The 22197-nt window shown below is 48.2% G+C and carries 11 protein-coding genes and 2 tRNA genes; all 13 read left to right on the top strand.

The features are described from left to right. The first annotated feature begins 29 nt into the window (after positions 1 to 29). The 13 genes from VLX91_12020 (at position 30) to VLX91_11960 (ending at position 22184) form a co-directional block, all read left to right on the top strand. Positions 30 to 1043, top strand: coding sequence for a hypothetical protein (locus tag VLX91_12020; GenBank protein HUI30933.1), 1014 nt, complete (start codon positions 30 to 32; stop codon positions 1041 to 1043). A 131-nt stretch (positions 1044 to 1174) separates the two neighbouring features. Continuing rightward, positions 1175 to 1248, top strand: a tRNA-Arg gene (locus VLX91_12015). A gap of 81 nt (positions 1249 to 1329) precedes the next feature. Further along, positions 1330 to 3024, top strand: coding sequence for a proline--tRNA ligase (locus VLX91_12010; protein HUI30932.1), 1695 nt, complete (start codon positions 1330 to 1332; stop codon positions 3022 to 3024). 84 nt (positions 3025 to 3108) lie between these two features. Further along, complete coding sequence (locus tag VLX91_12005) at positions 3109 to 4530, top strand: aldehyde dehydrogenase family protein (protein ID HUI30931.1); 1422 nt, start codon at positions 3109 to 3111, stop codon at positions 4528 to 4530. A 62-nt stretch (positions 4531 to 4592) separates the two neighbouring features. Next, on the top strand, positions 4593 to 5228 hold the full coding sequence (locus VLX91_12000) for a hypothetical protein (GenBank protein HUI30930.1): 636 nt from the start codon (positions 4593 to 4595) through the stop codon (positions 5226 to 5228). A gap of 1 nt (position 5229) precedes the next feature. Beyond that, on the top strand, positions 5230 to 8664 hold the full coding sequence (dnaE, locus tag VLX91_11995) for a DNA polymerase III subunit alpha (GenBank protein ID HUI30929.1): 3435 nt from the start codon (positions 5230 to 5232) through the stop codon (positions 8662 to 8664). Positions 8665 to 8786: 122 nt separating this feature from the next. After that, positions 8787 to 9116 (top strand): thioredoxin, encoded by a 330-nt coding sequence (trxA, locus tag VLX91_11990; GenBank protein HUI30928.1) that lies wholly within the window; start codon positions 8787 to 8789, stop codon positions 9114 to 9116. A 115-nt stretch (positions 9117 to 9231) separates the two neighbouring features. Then, the gene (locus tag VLX91_11985) at positions 9232 to 9975 is read left to right on the top strand and encodes a dienelactone hydrolase family protein (protein HUI30927.1); all 744 of its coding nucleotides are present in this window, start codon (positions 9232 to 9234) and stop codon (positions 9973 to 9975) included. 174 nt (positions 9976 to 10149) lie between these two features. Then, positions 10150 to 10225: transfer RNA gene (locus VLX91_11980), tRNA-Glu, on the top strand. Positions 10226 to 10428: 203 nt separating this feature from the next. Next, entirely contained in the window at positions 10429 to 14430 is a 4002-nt protein-coding gene (gene porU, locus VLX91_11975) for a type IX secretion system sortase PorU (GenBank protein ID HUI30926.1), read from the top strand. Positions 14431 to 14597: 167 nt separating this feature from the next. Continuing rightward, positions 14598 to 15761: a PorV/PorQ family protein gene (locus tag VLX91_11970; protein ID HUI30925.1), complete on the top strand. Its 1164-nt coding sequence runs from the start codon at positions 14598 to 14600 to the stop codon at positions 15759 to 15761. Positions 15762 to 15774: 13 nt separating this feature from the next. Next, on the top strand, positions 15775 to 18957 hold the full coding sequence (locus tag VLX91_11965) for a T9SS type A sorting domain-containing protein (GenBank protein HUI30924.1): 3183 nt from the start codon (positions 15775 to 15777) through the stop codon (positions 18955 to 18957). Next, on the top strand, positions 18954 to 22184 hold the full coding sequence (locus VLX91_11960; GenBank protein HUI30923.1) for a hypothetical protein: 3231 nt from the start codon (positions 18954 to 18956) through the stop codon (positions 22182 to 22184). The genes VLX91_11965 and VLX91_11960 overlap by 4 nt, the downstream gene beginning before the upstream one ends. Positions 22185 to 22197: the final 13 nt, after the last annotated feature.

The following is a 22197-nucleotide window of genomic DNA, read 5'->3' as shown; positions in this document are numbered from 1 at the left end:
CATTTGCTGGTTCATAATAAGGAGGCATCATGAAAAGAACATCTTCGATTCTATTTTTATTGCTCATCTCTGTGGTATTGTTCGAAAGCTGTTCGAAAAGTTCAAACAGCGTGAGTAACGGACCATTGTATCCCGTCACTGCCACGATCTTGAATCCTGCGGGGAACCCTCAGGCCGGTGCAATTTTCAAATTGCAGGGTAAGGCCGATAACGATTCGGTTTTTGCGGCGGTTACCGACACGACAGGTAAAGCCACGATAAAGGCACCGGCAGGGAACCAGACTTTTGTCGCCAAACTCGGCGCCATCTTCCAGGTGACGTTTACCGCGAGTGTTTCAGCAAGCCAAACCGGTACAAACATCGGGAATCATCAAGTTGTGAGAAACACCGCACTCAAGGTTTTGGTGGTTCAAGCTAGTGCCGAAGCGACTGAAGACGTGTTGAAGGTTCTGAACTTTGGCGGGTACGATTCGATCTATGTCTCCGACCTTATTAATAACATTGCCACGGACTCGGTGAAAGCACAGAGCTATCTTGCCGGTTATACTCTCGTTTTCTCCGACTGCGATGGCGGCAGTGAAGGCGGTGACGATTACGCTCAACTTTCACGCGAGTACGGACGCTACATAACGAACGGCGGAAAAGTGTTCGGCGGCCACTACAATTACTATCACCTGCAGAGAATATTCCCCGGCTATTATCAGAATTACGATGATCAATATCCAAACGGATCCGTGGATTCCATCCATATAATAGACCCGAATCTTAACGCTTACGTGGGCGGAGCAATTTTGAATTGGGTTTCAGCTGACTCCAGAAACTTGTCGGGGTACGAGAAGTTTACCGATCTACCTCCAAGTGCAGTCGCCAAAACATATGCGTATATCCAGGGAACTTCCCCCATTATTTATTGCATCGTTGAAAACTCGCTCGGTGCAGGCACTTACGTGTGGACAGATTATCACAACCAGGATGTGATAAACGCATATCCGGCCGCAGATCCGCGCCTGGCAAAGATCGTGCAATACTTCCTTTATAAGTAAGACCGAAAGATTTCCTTTCAAAGCCGATTCGTGTTCAACGCGGGTCGGCTTTTTTGTTTTGGGAGACAGATTTCAAGCGTTTCGTCAATTGTAAATCTTCCCTCGAAGAAATAAATTAGTAAAGGATTCCTGCCCCTGTAGCTCAGTTGGATAGAGCAAGAGTTTCCTAAACTCTGTGTCGCGTGTTCGAGTCACGCCAGGGGCACAAAAACAAATTCGAAACTCTTTCCGAAGGAATCCCTTCGGGAAAATCCTAAAACCTGAGAGCTGAAAGCAGACAACTGAAATGAGACTTAGCACATACTTTCTTCCTACGCTGAAAGAAAATCCTGCTGACGCGACCATGGCGAGCCACCGGTTGATGGTGAGGGCCGGACTGATTCGCCCTCTGTCGGCCGGAATCTATTCATGGCTTCCATTCGGTTGGCGTGTCATGAAGAAAGTCATGGAAATTATACGGCAGGAGATGGACGCTATCGGCGGGCAGGAGTTCCAGCTTCCCGCACTCAATCCCGTTGAGATATGGGAGCAGACGGGAAGAGTCGAGTCGTTCGGAGATACCCTGTTTCATGTTAAGAATCGTCCTTTTGTCCTTGCACCGACGCACGAAGAGGTTTTCACGACGATCGCCAAAGACAATATCAAATCGTATCGCGACCTGCCGAAAATCTGGTACCAGATTCAGACGAAGTTCAGGAACGAGCCGCGCCCGCGCTCGGGCGTTATCCGCGGAAGGCAATTTTTCATGAAGGACTCGTATACCTTCGACAGGAGTTTCGAGGATCTCGACAAAGGTTATGAGCTTCACAAAGAGGCTTACAAAAAAATTTATTCGCGGAGCGGGTTGAAATTTTTTATCGTCGGTGCATCGAGCGGTGCGATGGGTGGTACGGGTTCGCAGGAATTTATGGTCGAATCACCCGATGGGGAAGACACTTGTGCCCTTTGCGATAATTGCGGCTATGCCGCAAATCTTGAAGTAGCATCGAGCGCTGTAGCGCCGCTTGGAAGGATCGATGGCTCTGAGATGCCGGAAGAAATTCACACGCCGAATATCAAGACCATCGATCAGCTCGGCGAATTCTTGAAGATTTCTACTGAGAGACTTGCCAAATCTCTTGTCTATAAAGTCGATGACACCCCTGTCCTGATCCTGATGTCCGGCAACGACCAGCTGAACGAGGCGAAACTTCTTACCGCAATCGGAAAGAATGCATCCGCGATGGCACCCGAAGAACTTGCGAAATATACCGGCGCAAATGCGGGCTCAATTGGCCCCATCGGTCTGCGGGAATTTAAAATAATCGCGGACAAACGGCTCGAAGGCGCTAACGAACTGATCAGCGGCGCGAACAAGGACGATTATCATGTCACACACATCGATTTGAAGCGCGACACAAAGGTGGAAGCTTATTATGATTTGCGAACGATCGACGCGGGCGAGCCGTGTCCGAATTGCAAAGGAAAGCTGCGGATCGTAAACGCGATCGAAATCGGCCACATTTTCAAACTTGGTACTAAGTATTCCGTCTCGCTTCACGCGAATTATCTGGATGAAGACGGAACGGAGAAGCCGATCGTCATGGGGAGCTACGGCATAGGAGTCGAAAGAATCATAGCCTGCCACATCGAACAGAATCACGATCTGGATGGGATAATCTGGGATAAGTCGATTGCGCCTTTTATGGTACACTTGATTTCCGTCAACATGGACAACAAAGAAGTAGTTCAGGAGGCGGAAAATCTATACGGAGAGTTTTCGAAATCAGGCATAGAGATTCTTTACGATGACAGGCAGGGCATAAGTCCGGGATTCAAATTCAAGGATGCCGATCTTCTCGGAATGCCTGTGCAGGTGATTGTCGGCGAGAGAAATTTGAAGCAGGGAAAAATTGAATTGAAGTTTAGGAAGACCGGCGAGCGAAAAGTTGTCGCAGCGTCGGACGTGCTTGATGAAGTCAAAGGCTTTTTGAAAATCTGACTGCGTATCCGGCTGTGTTTAGGTTCCGGCGCGTTTGTAAAAACGCCCGACGTTAGCGGATGGTTATAATTAAGGGACCACGCTGTGGAATATAAACTGTTTATCGGCGGAAAATGGATTGAGACGAGAGATCGTTTGGCCGTGACCAATCCTTATGACGGCTCCCTTGTCGGCGAGGTGTTCCAGGCCGGGGAGGTCGAGATCGGGGAGGCCGTCGACGCCGCCAAAAAAGGATTTGAAACAACCCGGAGGCTTCCGGCCTACCGACGCGCGGAAGTTTTACGAAGAACAGCGGATCAACTCCGGAGCCGGAAAGAAGAGATCGCCCGTACCATGACGTTGGAATCCGGCAAGCCGATCCAGTATACCAGGACTGAGGTTGACAGGGCCGTCCTGACGTTTTCCATTGCAGCCGAAGAGTCCACGAGAATTTCCGGTGAAGTTGTAACCCTCGACATTGCACCCGGCTCCGAGAACCGATGGGGAATAGTAAAGCGCTACCCGATAGGTCCCGTGGCGACCATTACGCCGTTTAATTTTCCGCTTAATCTCGTTGCCCATAAAATCGCTCCGGCACTCGCGGCGGGAAATACTGTGGTACACAAATCCCCTCCACAAACGCCGATCACTTCAATTTTGCTTGCCGGCATCTTCTCTGACTCCGGTGTCCCTGAAGGTGCGGTCAACGTTGTCTCTTGCAGCAATGAAATTGCAGAGAGACTCTCCGCTGATCCGCGCGTGAAGATGCTCAGCTTCACAGGAAGTCCGAAAGTTGGATGGCATTTAAAATCGAAGGTACCCAAGAAAAAAGTCTTGCTTGAATTAGGTGGAAATGCTGCCGCCGTTGTCGAGCCTGATGCCGATCTTGATTTTGTGTCGAAGCGACTGGCTATTGGAGCATTCTCAAACGCGGGGCAAATTTGCATCTCGGTGCAGAGGATCTTCGTGCATAAAGATTTGTACGAAAAGTTCAGGGAATTGTTCGTAGAGCAGACCAGGAAATTGAAAATTGGTAATCCGCTTGATGATGACACGGTCGTGGGGCCGATGATAAGCCATGGTGAAGCAGATCGTGCGTTCAGCTGGATTGAAGAGGCAAAAGGCGCCGGTGCAAAACTGTTGGCAGGCGGCAAGAGGGAAGGAAATGTCATCGAGCCGACCATTTTCGAAAACGTACCCACAAATATCAGTCTTTATTGCGAGGAGGCATTTGCGCCTGTTGCGGTCCTGGATAAATATTCTGCTTTCGAGGAAGCGATCCAAAAGGTCAACGATACCCGGTTCGGACTCCAGGCGGGAATTTTTACCAACGACTCACGGAAAATCTTCCGCGCTTTCGACGAGATAGAAGTCGGCGGCGTCATAATAAATGACTATCCGACTTACAGGATTGACAACATGCCGTATGGCGGCGTCAAGGATTCGGGCTTCGGTCGAGAGGGTGTCCGATACGCGATCAACGAGATGACCGAACCGAAGTTGCTTGTCATGAACACAAGTGTCTGAAAATTTGCAGAAACCGTTAGAAAAGTTGTCGAATTATGTGTTAAATTCATGTCAGTGGTGAGATGACTACTTTCTTAAAATTTGTGGCGGCTCTTTCTCTGGGATTATCTTCATGCGCGTTCTTGAGACCTTCGATAAGCATAGGCCTTTCCAGAGTTTCTAATAACTACGTGGTGAACCCGTTCGACACAACGAAAACTATTTTTACTGTTGATTCTAAAATTGATTTTGATTTTGATCTGAGCGGCTCATATAGGATTTCAATCCGCCACGGACATTCACGAGTGTTGGCGAAAGGTGTCTCGCCTGGATGGTTCTATGTCGATGTGATCGGGGCGAGCATGTGGGTTCGCGGATTACCGCTATATTTGATAGGAGGCGACTCGGTTTCGATCCAAGTTGCCAACAATTATTTGAACGTGGACGGCAAAACGTTTTTCATGGCACAGCAGGAGAAGAGTACGCAGTTTTCATATGATCCATCTTTGTCGATAAGCTGCGTCGGGTGCACACGAAAGCCGACGCTGAAATTTGACGACGAGGAAATGAATTATGTTCCACCTTCTATTTCTGCTGCAGCAGGGTGGCACACGATCGAGATTTACAGTCCGTTCGACAATGTCGATCTTTATTTCCGCACACTTTTCGACAATTATACGATAACCGAATTTACACTTTATCCTATTTTAATGAATTAATATGCAGCAGTTTGTTCATCTTCATAATCATTCGCATTACAGCTTGTTAGACGGCGCGACCCAGATCAATGACATGATTGCTCGCGCAGTCGAGTTCAAAATGCCCGCGCTCGCCTTGACCGACCACGGGGTTCTGTTCGGTGCGATTGAGTTTTATAAATCTGCGAAGAAGGCTGGTATCAAACCCATAATTGGGTGTGAGATGTATGTCGCCAAGGGAAAGCGGAACGAAAAAAACGAATACAACCACCTGACGGTTCTTGCGAAGAATTATACAGGTTATAAAAATCTCATCAAGCTGGTCTCCATCGCACATCTGGAAGGATATTACTACAAGCCCAGGGTAGACTTCGATCTCTTATCGGAAAACCATGATGGACTGATCGTGCTGAGCGGGTGCCTCAGCAGCCCGGTATCTGAGCCGATAGTCAACGGAGATATCGAAAGCGGGAGAAAAGCCGCCCTGAAATATAAAGATGTCTTTGGTGAAGATTATTATTTGGAGGTTCACAGCCACGGTCTCGACGAAGAGAAACGGGTGCTCGCAAGCGTTCCGAAGATTGCGAGGGAGATCGGGGTGAAAATGGTGGCGGTGAACGACGGCCACTATCTAAGAAAGGAACATGCGATTCCGCATAATATTCTGCTGAATATCTCTCAGTCCAGCAACGGCACGAAGGATCCCACAGAGCTGCGGTATAAAGTTCCGGAATTTTATTTCAAGAGTCAGGAGGAAATGGAAAGGGCATTCGCGGACTATGATTTCGGGCCGGGTGCCATAGAGAATACATTGGAGGTTGCGGATAAGTGCGATTTGAAATTAGAGCTGAAAAAAGATTTGATGCCTCGATTTCCGATACCTGCAGATGCCGGGGTGTCGAGTCCGGAAGATTATTTTGAGAAGTTAGCCTACGACGGTTTAACCAAACGCTACGGCGAAATCAGTCCTGATATTAGAAAAAGATTCGACCATGAAATAGTCGTCATAAAGAAAATGGGATTTGCGGGATATTTTCTCGTCGTGCAGGACTTCATAAACAGTGCTCGTGAGATGGGCGTTCGCGTCGGTCCCGGGAGGGGAAGTGCGGCAGGAAGTATCGTGTCGTATGCGCTCGGGATTACGAACGTGGATCCGCTTAAGTATGGTCTTCTCTTTGAAAGATTTTTGAATCCCGATCGCGTCTCGATGCCGGACATCGATATCGACTTCGCCGACAACAAACGTAATCTCGTCATCGATTATGTCAAGAGAAAATACGGAGAGGAGTCGGTGTGCCAGATCGTCACCTTCGGAACCCTTTCTTCGCGGGCCGTCCTAAAAGACGTTGGAAGAGTTCTCGGCATTTCTCTTTCGACGACTGAATCTATCACGAAGCAAATCCCCGTTATCCTTGGTCGGGTCACGCCGCTTCGCGAAGCGGTCGATACGATCCCCGAGCTTCGCTGGGTGAAAGAGAGCAACGACCCGAAGATAAAACAGCTTATCGAATACTCGCTGGTGCTCGAAGGGACCAACAGGAATGTCGGTACGCACGCCGCCGGAGTCGTGATCGCTCCCGGGAAAATTACCGATTATGTGCCGCTTTACAAGACGCCCTCGACGGAAGTCATCACCGAGTATGAGTACAAGAGCCTCGAGGAGATCGGTCTTCTCAAGATGGATTTCTTAGGGCTGAGGACGCTGACCGTAATTGAAGACGCTCTCCGCCGGATCAAAGAAAATCACGGAAAGGAAATCGATCTTGACGGGATTCCTTACGACGATCCGAAAGTTTACGAGCTTTTTGCGGCCGGGCAGACTGTTGCCGTGTTCCAGTTTGAAAGTTCCAAGATGCAGGAGTACCTCAAGAAGTTGAACCCGACCTCGATGGACGATGTCGTCGCGATGAATGCACTGTATCGACCCGGCCCGATGGAAATGATAGAAGATTTCATCGACAGGAAAATCGGAAGGAAGCCGATAGAATATTTGCATCCTAAGATGGAGCAAATCCTTAAGCCGACTTACGGTGTCATGGTTTACCAGGAGCAGGTGATTCAGATAGCGAGCGCGATTGCAGGATTCACGCTCGCGCAGGCAGATATGATGCGCCGTGCGATGGGAAAGAAAGACAAAATCTTGATGGCGGAGCAGAAAAAACTTTTTGTCGAAGGAGCGATCAAGAATTCTATCGATAGGAAACTCGCCGGAGAAATTTTCGATTTGATAGATAAGTTCGCTTCATACGGGTTCAATAAATCTCATGCTGTTGCCTATTCGGTCCTCGCTTACCAGACCGCATATCTGAAAACTTATTATCCGCCGGAGTTCATGGCGGCAGCGCTCACGAGCGAAATAGGCGACCTGAACAAGACCACCCTCCTTCTGGCCGAATGCAGAAAGCTCGGAATCACCGTACTCGGGCCGGATGTGAATGAGAGTCTCGCCGATTTTTCGGTGACCGAAGGGAAGCTGAGATTTGGACTGAGCGCGATAAAAAATGTCGGAGTCGGCGCAGCCGAGGAAATAATCCGGTCAAGAAATGACGGAGGAAAATTCGAAAATATTTTCGACTTCGTCTCCCGTGTCGACATGAAATCCGTGAACAAGCGGGCGCTTGAAAGCCTTGTCCAAGCCGGCGCGTTTGATTCCATGGGACACCGGCGGGCGCAATTATATAATTCATTCGAGACCATATCACAGTTCGGCCAGTCGATACAGGAGAGCAAGTCAAGTTCCCAATCATCTCTTTTCGATATTCTGGGCGCAGACCAGAAGAAACTTGTAAATTATCCGTCGCTGTCGATGGTTGAAGAATGGAGCCAGGGGGAGAAACTAAATCGCGAGAAGGAATTGATCGGCGTATATATATCCGGACATCCGCTTCTTAGATTCGAGCAGGAATACAATTCATTTACAAATGTTCGCCTTGGCGATTCAAGCTCCATAGTCGAGGGGATGAGCGCGAAAGCGGCCGGGATTGTGGTCGATGTCCGGCGGAAGATCGACAAGAAAGGTAACACCATGGCCTTCGTCCAGCTGGAAGATTTTACGGGGAAGGGCGATGTGATTTTTTTCTCCGATGCATATTCAAAATATCAAGGCGTGCTGTTTGCCGATTCCATCGTCCTGGTTTCGGGTAAGGCTGAATCAAATGGCGACTCGGTCCGCATTATGGCAAACGAGGCAATCTCAATGGAAGAAGCCGCAGGAAAGCTGACAAAAAGTATAGCGGTTTCTATTGACAGAAGCGACAACTCCAAAGAGGGTCTGGTTTCGCTGAAGGAGATGCTGGGGAATTACTCTACCGGGAATTGTTCCATCTTCTTTAGCGTTAACAGTGAAAATGGGAAGCCAAAAATTTTCAGATCGAATAAGTCGGTGGATCCTAACCGGAAATTTGTGGATGCACTGTTCGGCCTTTTTGGAAAGGAAAACGTGAGATTAATTTCGTGATCACAGGTTAACGCTTCTGTCTGGTCTTTGAACGGGCGAGATCTCATTTCATGCGGAGTCCGAGACTGGCAACTTCCGGGTGGAGGCAAAATAATTTAAAAAATTCTGAAGGAAGAAATTAAATGAAACCCGTCGTTGTAAATGTGCAAAATTTTGAATCCGAAGTCGTAAAGAGTAATCTGCCTGTGCTGGTAGATTTCTGGGCAGCATGGTGCGGTCCATGCAAAATGATCGCCCCTGTTGTGGAACAGCTCGCCGCGGAGTATGACGGCAAATTGAAGGTTGCCAAAGTCGATGTCGATGCCAACCAGGAAATCGCAATGACGTTCGGCATAATGAGCATTCCGACACTCCTGATTTTTAACGGAGGGAGAGTTGCGGAACAACTCGTAGGCGCAGTACCGAAGTCGATGCTGGTCGATAAGATCACGAGAGTTTTGGAGCAGAACTGAATTTTTTGTTACCATTGAGCAGTAATCAGCAATTACCGGATAGTGAGAGCGAATCCATCCGCGTGCGAATGACAGCGCGAATGGATAATTCGTAGTTATCAAAAAGGAGGAATCGATGAAGGGAGTCATTGTGTTTGTCTGTGTAGTCTTTGTCTCGCTGGCCGATGCGGCTGAAATAAAGACGAGCATAGTTCAGTACGTCAGCGGGAGCGACACCGTCTCTGCCTATCTTGCCCAACCGGCTGATGCCGGAAAACATCCGGCGTTGATTGTTATCCATGAATGGTGGGGATTGACAGACTGGATGAAACAGGATGCGAGAGATTTTGCTGCGAGAGGATATGTCGCACTTGCAATAGATTTATATCGTGGAGCGCTTGCTTCGACGCCGCAGGATGCTTACAAATTGTTGGTGTCGGTGCCGAAAGAGCGAGGCGCGATGGATCTCAAAGCCGCATTCGAATATCTTGCTTCCATTGAGAATGTTAACACTGCTAAGATCGGAGTGATCGGCTGGTGCATGGGCGGCTCTTACTCGTTTGAAGCTGCGACGTTGCTTCCGAAGCTGGCGGCTTGCGTCATCGATTATGGAAACGTTGACACGACCGCCGCAGCTGTCGGCCAGATCAATTGCCCTGTCCTGTGCAACTTTGCGGAATTAGACAAAACATATACGCCCAAAATGGGCGAGGCATTCAAGAAAGCTATGCAGTCAGCGGGCAAGAAGATCGAGTTTCACGTTTATCCGGGCGTTAACCACGCATTTATGAATCCCAATAATCCGTCGGTATATAATGAAACGCAGACGGCAGAAGCATGGGAGAATATTTTCGCTTTCTTGAATGCGAATCTGAAATAGCGGATCATGACAGCCTGGGCGGCGCACTGGTCATTAGTCATAGAATGTAGCATTCGGCTTGAAGATTCCTTGTAATTTCGGCTCAGGACTTCTAAATTATTTTCTGAAGAAGGCACTCCTCAAATAGCTTGTGCCAGGAATTTTTGACCGCGAGCTATAAACTATGAGCTTTTTGTCCCCATCGTCTAGTGGCCTAGGACATCGCCCTTTCACGGCGGTAACAGGGGTTCAAATCCCCTTGGGGACGCCATTCAAGAGCTGTGTGCCGGGTCGAGATAAATCCGTTACGCCTTGACAGAGTTTCATATTCCTGCTATATTTTAAAAATACAAGAAGGAAAGATTTTATAGAAAGTTCGTTAAAGGTTTAAAATAAGTGCTGTGATAGACCTTTGATGAACTTTTTGCCGAATACGGTGCAAGGGTCTGTATTCGGCTTTTTTATTGTTGGAGAATGAAAACACAAATTATCGCGTACGCTCTTCTGGCATCTGCCATTGCGCAACTATCTTTTGCTCAGGACATGCGGGTTTTGTCGGAAGGAGCCGGCTCAACACTGATCGAAGTGACTCCCGATTTGTTCGGTGCCGATACAATTAAACAAGGCGGAGTTTCATATTTGAAGCTTTTGTTTGATCATGCGGTGCCGGAAGTGAGTTCCTCAGGCTACCTCAAGACGTTCATACCGGTCATGGTCGGGGTTTTTTCCCGACAAATTAATGTCCGAATAGTTCAGACGGATTACTCGACGCGTTCCATGATGCGGCCTGTGCGCAGTTCCGGCCTGCCGTCGGCACGGGCGTTGTTCGCGGCATCTGAGTTTGTCTCCTACGACGCACCGTCTGAACAACGGCGGCATCTTGTATCGATGATAAGAGTCTATCCTTTTTTATATGACAGTCTAACAGGTTCCTACAAGGTTTTGAAAAGGGTCGTGTTTCAAGTTGCTTCGACAGGCTCAGGCATTACAGCCCAGGCAGTCGGTACGGATCGGTTGCTGTTAGAGAGTTTGGTTAATTATTCGCAGGTGCGAAATGCGATCGTGAAGGGAAGCGTTCGGAATCAATTTCAGAAAATTCAAACCTCAAGTGTTCTTGCCCAAGGGCCATGGTACAGCCTTTCGATATCCCAGAGCGGAATTTACAGGCTCACTTATCAGAATCTGAGAGACGCAAAAATTCCCGTTGACAGTATCCATTTGAACACGATCAGAATTTTTAACGACGGCGGAGATGCATTGCCGGAGCCTCCGGACTCCCCCCGGCCTGCCGATATCATGGAGAACGCAATATATGTTTTCAATGGAAATTCAGACGGCACGGACAATTTTGAACCCGCCGATTACATATTATTTTACGGAAAATCGCCGCGAGAATGGACTTACGATCCATCAGCACACACATACCATCATTACCTGAACTATTATACTGAGACAAACTACTACTTCATGACCTATGGCGGGCAGGCCGGAAAGCGGATGCAGATAGCTCCAAGCTATCATTCATCGTCATACTATATGCCTCAAGATTTCACGTCGATGGTTGCTGCGGACAGTGAACTTTATAACCTTCAAGGTTCCGGCAAAGATTGGTACGGTGCGATCCTTGAAAAGTCAACACAAGATAATGCAGGCGTCAACACAGTCGAATATCTTAACAAGCTGTACGGATTGGACCCGACGCAGCCCATTACGTACAGGCTGAGTTTTGCGTCGAGAAGCGACGAGGCAAACTGGTTCACCATTTATGAAAACTCTACCGGAACTCAGCTGGGGACAATTAACGGCGGCGTTGTTGATATTACAGGTCCATACAGCGATCAAGGCCCTTATGCTATAGCCGTGTCTACGCCGGATTACACGGGCACCGGAAATCTTTTGAATGATATGAGCGCTTTGAAAATCGTTTATGACTCGGATTCTCAGTTAGCTAAAGGATACGTCGATTGGTTCGAGATTTTTTACAAAAGGAGATTTCAGGCGCTCAATGATGCCCTGAATTTCTACGCTCCCGACACGAATGCCGCAGTATATTATTCCGTCCAGGGATTTTCCAGCAATAACGTAAGAGTCTTCGATGTAACAGATTTTGCCAATGTTAGCATGGTACAGCCCGATTCAATCAGCGGTGAGACGGCTTCGTTCGGCATCCAGACAGCTGCCGGGGCATCGAAACGATTTTATGCCGTTGGCGAGAACGGCTTTCTGACCGCAGGAGGCATTTCACAAATTCAGAACTCCGATCTTCGCGGCCAGGTTTCCGGTACGGACCTGATAATCATTACCCCGCCCGATTTTTTATCACAAGCGAACCAGCTTGCGAATTTCAAACAGAGTTTTGATGGGCTCAAAACGATTGTTGTCAAAACTACGGATATATACAATGAATTCGCTTGCGGAATTCCTGACCCAACCGCGATTCGAGATTATCTGAACTTTGTCTATTCAAATGACCAGCAGATTCCTTCTTACGTCATTCTCTTCGGGGCCGGAACTTATGATTATAAGAACAAAGTGGCCAGCCTCCCGGAATATGTTCCAGCCTATGAATCGGATAATTCGTTGGATCAGGTTGATAGCTATGCCACCGACGACTATTTCGTAGACTTCAAAGGTTCCCTGACCTCTTCGAGGATCTCTATGTCTTTGGGAAGACTGCCTGCAAGAAGCGAACAGGATGCCAACGCAATTGTAAGCAAAATTCAACAATATGAACAAAATCCAAACTACGGCAGTTGGAGAAATCTTGTAACATTCGTCGGCGATGATCACGATAACAATACTGCGGACAGTGTGATTACCGATTTCATGATCGATTCGGAGGATCTGGCAAATAATTTAACATATACGCCTCCGGATCTCGACAGGCGGAAAATATATTTGATTTCATATCCAACCATCGTCTCAACTCAGGGCATCCGCAAACCCGATGCAGCGGCAGATCTCGTGAACCAGATCAATGAGGGGACTCTTGTTGTAAACTTTGTGGGTCATGGAGCTCCAGACGTTTGGTCTTACACACATATTTTTGAAAACGACGTGACAATTCCGCAACTCAATAATCTGACGACCCTCGCACTGTTTGTCACCGCCACATGTGATTTTGGAAGAGACGATGATCCCGCAACGCAGAGCGGCGCTGAACTTCTCCTTAATTCTCAAAAGGGCGGCGCAATAGGAGCAGTGAGCTCGACGAGGGTTACATTTGAGAACCTAAATTCTGATCTGAACTCAGATCTTTTTGAGCATTTGTTCACCAGGGATAGTCTGCGAAACGCGGCGCGGATCGGGGACGCTTTCTTCGCGACTAAGCAGGATTATTATTCTGATCCCAATGACATAAAGTATAATTATATCGGCGATCCTACCGTGCGATTGGCCTTGCCCAAATACCAGGCGGCTGTCGACAGTTTGAACGGAAAATCTCTGACGGTGCAGACGCAGCAGATAAGAGCACTGGACAAGCTTGACATAAAAGGAACGGTTTACCACCCGGATAAAACCGTTTGGAATGACTTCAACGGCACAGCTCTTCTTACGATATATGATTCGGACAAAAACATTCACATCCCGCAATTGAGTTATACTTATCGTACTCAAGGCTCTATACTCTTCCGAGGAGAAATCTCGATCAAAGATGGAACATTTGATGCAAAAGCCGTGATACCGAAAGACATATCATACAGCAACATTACAGGAAAAATAGAGCTGTATTTTCAGGCGAACGGTTCGGATGGGATAGGGTACACGAGAAATGTCGTCGTGGGCGGGACCGATACGAACGCGGTGAACGACCACAAGGCTCCAACCGTAAAAATTTATCTGGACTCTCGGAATTTTAGAGACGGCGACGTCGTCTCAGAGAAACCAAATTTGATTGTCGATCTGCATTCTGACAATGGAATTAATCTATCCGACGCGGGAGTCGGACATAATTTGCAGGCAACCTTCGATGGACAGCAGTCCGTTGATCTCGGTCCTTATTATGTAGGAGCGGTCGACTCCTATCAAGATGGTACAGTGAATTTCCCCGTCACCATGGCGCTTTCCACCGGCAAACACTCGGTTGAGGTGGATGCATTCGATGTCTTCAATAATTCAGCAGAGGCAAGTGCGGCATTTGATTTGGAGTCATCGCAGCAATTGTCGTTAATGAATGTTTACAACTATCCCGACCCTTTCAGGGATGCTACTGCATTTACATTTCAGAGAACGGCTGTCGGCGGGCCGGGAGAACCGGTTAATGTGAAGATAAAAGTTTTCACATTGAGTGGAAGATTGATTAAAACAATTCAAGCGTATGGGCTGACCGACACGTTCGTAAAGATAGACTGGAACGGTCTCGATGATGACGGCAACCGTCTCGCGAACGGCGTTTATCTCTATAAAGTGATTGTGTCGACCGTCGATGGATCGCAAACCAGCGAGGCGATAGGAAAAATGGCGGTCCTAAGATGAGCCGAACGGTAACATATATCTCGTGTGATTCAGTCGCCGCGAAGCGAGATTCCGTGCGTTCGATTTTGATGATATGGAGGGCTTTCCGAAGATTGCAGTCGGAAATGGATGTGGAAAGTGTTTTAGAAACGTTTTATTATAAACCCCTAATTGAGGAGTGATGTGTTATGAAGGCAACTATTTTGGCGGCAGTTGCTGCGATGGTAGTACTAATGTTGAACTCAGATGCGTTTTCGCAAAATCAGCAGACCACCGCTGTCCCATTTCTTCTGATTTCCCCCGACGCCCGGGCCGGCGGCATGGGAGAAACAGGAACAGGCTTGGCGGACGACGGTTCTGCCATTTTCTGGAACGTCGGCGGACTCGGTTTTTTAAAAGGAGATAACGTAGGCCTTTCGGAAGCTCCTTGGCTGCCGGAGTTCAGTTCTGATTTGAATTATAATTTCTTCAGTTACAGTCATTATTTAGAAGACTGGTCGGGCAGTGTCGCGGCAAGCATAACTTTTTTTAACCTGGGCGAGTTCACGCAGACAAATTCAAGCGGTCCCACCCCGATCGGGACATGGCATGCCTACGAGGGCGCTCTTACACTTGGCTACGGCACCCAGATTTCCGACGACATTGGACTCGGCGTGAACTTCCGTTTCATAAGAAGCGACCTATCACCGGTAGGCACTGAGAACGAGCAGGGATCGGGTATTGCCAACGATGTCAGCTTCGATTTGGGATTATTGTATAGGCCGCAGAAACTCGATCTGCCTTTTGTGGGAAACTTTGATAATAGGCTCGGCTTGGGTATAACACTTACAAATTTAGGTCCGAACCTATATTATATCGATCGAGCCCAAGCGGATCCTCTTCCAACAAATCTCAGGGCAGGTCTTGCACTTCACCTGCTGAAAAGTGACTATAACAATTTGTACTTCATCCTCGATTTAAGCAGGACGATGGTACGCGTAAGAATCGGGGATACGGTAATCGTGCAGGGAGATACCACAATTCCCCGGACCGTCGACCCTTTGCCAAAGTCGTTAATCACTACATGGAACGACGGCAGCGGTTTGAAAGAAATTATCTTGAGCCTAGGTGCGGAATACTGGTACGGTCAGCCGAGACTCATCGCGCTTCGATGGGGCTACTACAGGGAAAATCCGAATTTTGGCGGGCGAGACTTCATGACATTTGGCGCCGGTATTCGATATGACATCACTGATTTCGGAATTGTCAATTTTGATTTCAGTTATATATCCACGTTTGATCCGAATAATCCTTTATCAAATCAACTTCGCTTTTCGTTAGGTCTGAATTGGGGCGGGCAAGCTGATTTTTAGATTTTCGACCGCCGTGGTAATTGCTTCCGCGGCGCTGCTTTTTCGGGCTGATTTTTTGCACGGGCAGGAGCTGAGTCATCCTCTTGCCGCAGCACATGGTGCACGGCCGCAAAAAATCCCGGCGGTTGGTACCTACAATGTCCTTGCCATCATGGTACAGTTCCAAACGGATAGAGATACATTGACTAGCGGCAACGGAGAGCTGGTGATAAGCCAGGGAAGCGGAATCGATTCACCGCCGCATGATAAAACGTATTTCGAGAACCATCTCCTCTTTCTGAAAAATTATTTTAACAAAGTTTCAGGCGGGAAGGACAGCATAAATTACACGGTACTCGATTCCGTCGTTACGCTGCCTCATCAAATAAAATACTATTCGCCTCCGAAATCGGGGAACGGAAATAACTTAGGACTCCTCTTCCGAGATTCGTGGCACACGGCGGATTCCCTGTACCACGGAACATTCCCGTTCAGCCAGTATCAATGTTTCGTGATATTTCATGCGGGCTCAGGCCATGACATCGATTTCACCGCGACAATCGGCTACGATCCGCTTCCTTACGATATCCCTTCAATTTACCTGGACCTGACGAGCCTCGCACAAATGTTCGGTGCCGGATATGGAGGACAGTCTGTCGACGGCGGCAGTTTTCATGTCAATAATTCCATCATCATGCCTGAATGGGAAGATTTCCCCATTGATAGCCTGAGGCTTGGAATCAACGGGCTTCTTGCCGCAAGCTTCGGCAGTTTTCTTGGCCTGCCGGATTTGTTCGACACTCAGACGGGAGTAACAGGCATCGGCAGGTTCGGTTTGATGGACGGCCAGGGATTTTTTTCTTACGGCGGAATCTTCCCTCCAGAGCCATCCGTATGGGAGAAGGCATATCTGGGGTGGATAACTCCCACCGAAGTCTCTCCATCGAAGGCGACGCAATACCAGCTTTACGCGAATGCGACGGGAAAATATTCTGCGCTCAAGATTCCGATCAGCTCGACTGAGTATTTCCTGCTGGAGAATCGTGAAGGCGATGCGAACCATGACGGGGAAAACGTCACGAGCTATTACGACGGCAGTTACAGTACGATGAAAATAACTTTTGCGACCGCGTCGGGATATTTTGACGGTGTGCAAATCAAGAACATAAACGGAGTTGTAACAGATGCCGATGAATACGATTGGGCGCTCCCGCAGGACACGACATACTTCGGCGGAATTTTAGTTTGGCATATAGATCAAACTGTGATCGACCAGAATCTGTCGACGAACACAGTAAATGCAAATCCCGCTCATCGCGGAGTCGCTGTCATGGAGGCGCATGGCGCAAATGAAATCGGGAGATACATCCAGACGATCTTCGGCGGAAATTACTATGATGGTTCGTTTGCCGATTTCTGGTACAATGGGAATCCCGCCCGTCATGCCAATCCTTACAGTTCCGATGATCCGCTTGCAGATTGGTTCACCCCATTTTCTTTGCCGAACTCCGACGGTTACAACGAAGCGAATTCACATATCTACGTCACAAACTTCAGTAGCCATGATAGCTTGATGACATTTTATGTAACGGTAGACTCCATCGCCTCGAATTTCACAGCCACGTCGGGTTTTCCAAAAAATATTCACGGAGCAACAGAGAATTCATCCCCGACATTCGGACATATCAGCCCGGACGGGAAACTGCAGGTTATCGCAAATAACGGAGACTCTCTGTATACATTCAATATGGACGGGAGTTCGGCCGGATTTGATTCGACCGGATTCTTCTCGAAAGTGGGCGGGAAATTTCAGCCGATTATTTCGGGTTCGAGCGTGAATGACACGCTGTACGCCATGGATGATTCAGTGTTTTACGGATTGGTAGATCACGACAACGACCATGATGGAACGGCGGATATGATCTTTGCGACAAAAGACTCTTTACCTTTGTATGAAGCAGGCTTGCCCCTGTTGGCATTGGGCGCAAAAGTGATTTCGGTGGAACCGGACGACTATTCTGTGACCGTGTTTTCTTCAAAAGGTAAATATCTTGGCAGTCGTGCTTATCCGCCTCCTGTAAAGAATTCGGTTGATGAGCCGCTTAACGTGAGTTCAGCGGTAAGCAGTTTGTCTCAGTGTGCAGCGATCGATACAAGCAATGTAGTATTGAACTTCGGTGGTCGTATTGTGTCGGCGAATTTGGACAATATTTCAAGTCAATCGAGCTCTGTTTATGTTTCGGCGTCCCCGATAGGTGGGGCTGTACCTCAAGTTCCAATCGGAATCTCATTTGCGAACTTATTCCAGAAAAATTCTTCCTATCTGGTTTGGCTGACATTGAATTCCGTTTATATCGATTCTTTGAGTGGGAATTCTCAGAAAATCTTTACTTCTTTCCCCGGTGACACTATAATCTCCGGCCCAGTCGTTGCCGACCTTGATGGCGATGGGAATCGCGACATAATTTTCGCAACGCAAACCAAAGTTTACACGATCTCGTATACCGGCGCCGTACTAAATCATTTTCCGATCTCTACTGTTGGGAGTGAAGTCCTACCGCCAGACGCAAATAGAATTGTGGGTTCTATCGTGGTCGCAGCGTTGACCGGCGATACCGCCGACGTGATTTTCGGAACAAAGGGTGGGACGATCTACGCATTCAACGGTGTGACCGGACAGCTTGTCACCGGTTTTCCTGTGAACATCGGAGACGGACTTGCGGGAAGTCCGGCGCTCGCTTACGACTCACAGAGCGGGAATTTGTACCTCGATGCAATCGGCCTCGATGGATATTTGTACAGCTGGACATTCAAAGGGAACTACTTGGCGAATTCCATTTTGTGGGCGAATTTGCTCCGCGATAATAATCACGCGAACTCGATTACCGAGGCGCCTGCTCCGCGAACGATCCCGCCATCTATAACCGATACGCTTAGTCTGATGCCGAAAGTTTATAACTGGCCCAATCCGGTCACAAACGGGGCGACAAAAATCCGTTTTTATCTGAACCATGATGCACAGGTTTCGATCAGCGTTTACAGCTTTGCCGGCAGCAAGGTCGCTGATATCCCAACTGCGAACGGGACAGGAGGGACTTACGGGGAGGTTGACTGGAATGTTGCCGGAGTGCAAAGCGGAGTCTACTTTGCGAGGGTCGAAGCGATTTCTTCAAAGGTCCATGAAGTAAAAATCATCAAGATCGCCGTCGTTAAGTGAAATTGCTTTCCCGCAAGATTATCAAAATGTTGAAACATCCGAGTGACAAGTCCCGAGGGTTTTCTCCACTCTTCCATCGTTTCTCATTTACACTATTTCTCTATGCATACGTTGCCTCGTGCTCCTGCAACGCAGCTTTTGCCCAGGACGAGTTCATTCACCCCGAGTTAAACTGGCACACGATCGAGACGAAACATTTTTATATCGATTATCACGACGGCGAAGAGCGGACCGCACAGCTCGTTGCAAAAATTGCAGAACAAATGTACCCGGCTGTAACCTCTCTGTACCATCATGAGCCGACACAAAAAGTTTCCTTTGTCATCTGGGACAACGACGATTACTCGAACGGCGAAACTTATTTCTTCGATAACAAGATCAACATCTGGGCGTCCAACCTCGATTTCGCGCTCCGCGGCACTCACAATTGGCTGCGGGATGTCGTGACGCATGAATTCACCCACGATGTCCAGATGCAAACCGCGATGAAATTTGGCAGGCAGCTCCCCGCAATTTATCTCCAGTGGCTCGGATACGAAGCGGAGAGAAGGCCGGATGTTCTTTACGGTTATCCGAATGTCGTCGTAAGTTATCCGCTGAGCGGGATAGTTGTCCCGGCGTGGTTTGCAGAAGGGGTCGCGCAGTACAACGTTCCACATCTGAATTTTGAGCATGACACGTGGGACACGCACCGCGATATGATTTTGCGGATGTACGTTTTAAATCATAAGATGCTTACACTGGAGGAAATGGGAGGGTTCGGCAAGACGAGCCTCGGCAATGAATCTACATACAACGCGGGTTTTGCGTTTGTTCATTATCTGGCGGGCAAGTATGGGTCCGGCGTGTTGAGAGAACTGTCGGATGCAATGAGCTCCATCGATGCAGTATCGATCGATCAGGCTTTCAAGAAGGTGCTTGGCAAATCGGGCACGCAAGTTTATGGTGAGTGGGAAAAATTTTTGGAAGAGAATTACGAAACGAGGACGGAAAAAATAAACGAGGCATTGCATCAAGGGAGAATTATCCGTGACGTTGGATTCGCGAATCTCTTCCCGGTGTTTTCGCCCGACGGGAAGAGGATAGCTTATTGCTCCAATAAAGATAATGATTATTTTGGAACCTCCTCGATTTACGTGTACAATCTTGCTGACAGTTCGGAGAAAGAAGTGACCGATCACACGGCGAGCGAGCTTTCATGGTCTCCGGACGGGAATTATCTGGTTTATTCAAAGCTGGACCGGCACAACCCGCACTGGGACGACCTTTACGATTTGTATTCGTACAATTTGACCACCGGTGATGAAGAGAGGTTGACTGACGGATCACGGGCGGAGTATTCTTCGCTTTCACACGACGGCAGGAGAGTCGCGTTTGTTGCCGGCAGTGACGGGACCTTGAATCTGTTTTGCGCCGACGTCGATCTTGCAGAGAACAAGATTTCCGGCATTAAGAAATTAACGGACTATGGAAACGGCGAGCAGATTTACTCGACCCGCTGGTCGAATGACGGTTCGAAGATTGCGTTCGATTATTCCGTCGACTCATCGCGGCAGATCGGCATTTATAGTTTTGCGGACAGCTCCGTTAAATTTGTGACTCCGGGAGGCGAAGACTCCCGCGATGCGATCTTTGCCGACAACGATAGCAGTTTGGTCTATTCATCCGATCGTTCGGGAATATTCAATATTTATGAGGAGAATCTCTACAGCGGAGCAACAGTAGCGTTGACGAATGTCCTCGGAGGCGCGTTCATGCCGACGTTTTCAAAAAGCGGTGATCTTGTTTGTTCCTCGTATCAATGGAATGGATACAAAATAGCAGATATCGAGAGCGCTTCGCCGATTTCCAATCCGCCGGCATACAAGGCAGAAATAGAACCCGCATCGCAAATTGCAGAATCAACGGATACGCAAGGCATCGCTCCGCAAACCCAAGATGCGCCTCACGAGAAGTCATCCGAAGAAATGGCCACTTATGTGTCGAAGCCATATAGCAGCAGGACGACCAGCCTGTCGTTCTATCCTGTGCTCCTATTCGACAACTATAATCCCCATGTGAGCTTCCTGGATGAATTGAAAGGAGGCCTGTATTTCACTTCCGAGGATGTAATCGGGAAATATGACATTTTCGGCGGGATCACACTGAACAAACTTTTCGAGCGCGATATTTTTTTTCAGCTCGATTACAACGACAGGATCCCGGGGCTCTCGTCGCTTGGAATTTTTCCGAAGTTTACTTTAACTGCGTACAATCTTACGAGGCAGACATCCGCAACCTTTAACCTCGGCGGTGATACGATTCCAAATGTTGCGATTACCTACGATCTGATTGAGGTCGATGGGGCGTTCAGCGGACAAATCATTTCTCCTTTTCTAAATTTGACGTTGGGATTTACTTTCGATAGATATGACGTGGAACAATCTGCATTTAAGGATACCGTGACAGAATATCTGTGGTCATCTTTAGGATATGTCTATTTCATCGGGAGAACTTTTTATGCGCAGTTCGATTTCGATGGGATCTCTCCTGCGAGGAATTCCTGGATCAATCCGCTCGGAGTCAAAACGAGACTCAGATTCTCAGCAGCATTGAACAAACTAAGTGATAGTCTGGAGGCGTCGAGTCTTATCATCCCGATATATAAGCCTTCTAATTTTTTCCAGGCCGAGCTGATGAATTATTTTGCTGTACCACTATTAAGGGACGATGACGCGTTAGCTGCGAAACTGCATCTCGGTTACACCTTTGGACCGCAAATAAACGACTTCTACAATTTTTACGCCGGCGGCCTGATCGGGATGAGAGGCTATCCGTTTTACGCAATTGGCGGGAACAAGCTGCTCACATTGAACCTCACATACAGATATCCGCTTTTCAGAGATGTCGACAAGCAGCTACTTCAATTCTATCTGAGCGACGTTTATCTTTCGGGTTTCGGCGATGTCGGAAATTGCTGGAGCGGTACCGTGACCGGCACGAAATTCAGAAGAGACTTAGGCGGGGAATTGAGGATGAGCGGGTTCTCGTTCTACGCTTTTCCGACGGCGATTTTTTTCGACGCCTGTTACGGATTGGATAAATTCACACTCCAGCTCCGCGACTACCAGACAGGAGTGCCATATGGAAGCGCCACATACGGAAAGGAATGGAGATTTTATTTTGGCTTGACGTTTTCGTTCGACATAATAGATTTCGGGAGACAGGGATTCAAAGAGATGCAATGATGGAACAGAAGCA

The organism is Candidatus Acidiferrales bacterium (genome assembly GCA_035515795.1).
GTDB lineage: Bacteria > Bacteroidota > Ignavibacteria > Kryptoniales > JAKASW01 > JAKASW01.
The sequence above is the reverse complement of the archived record's forward strand: the minus strand, read 5'-3'. Positions and strand labels throughout refer to the sequence as shown.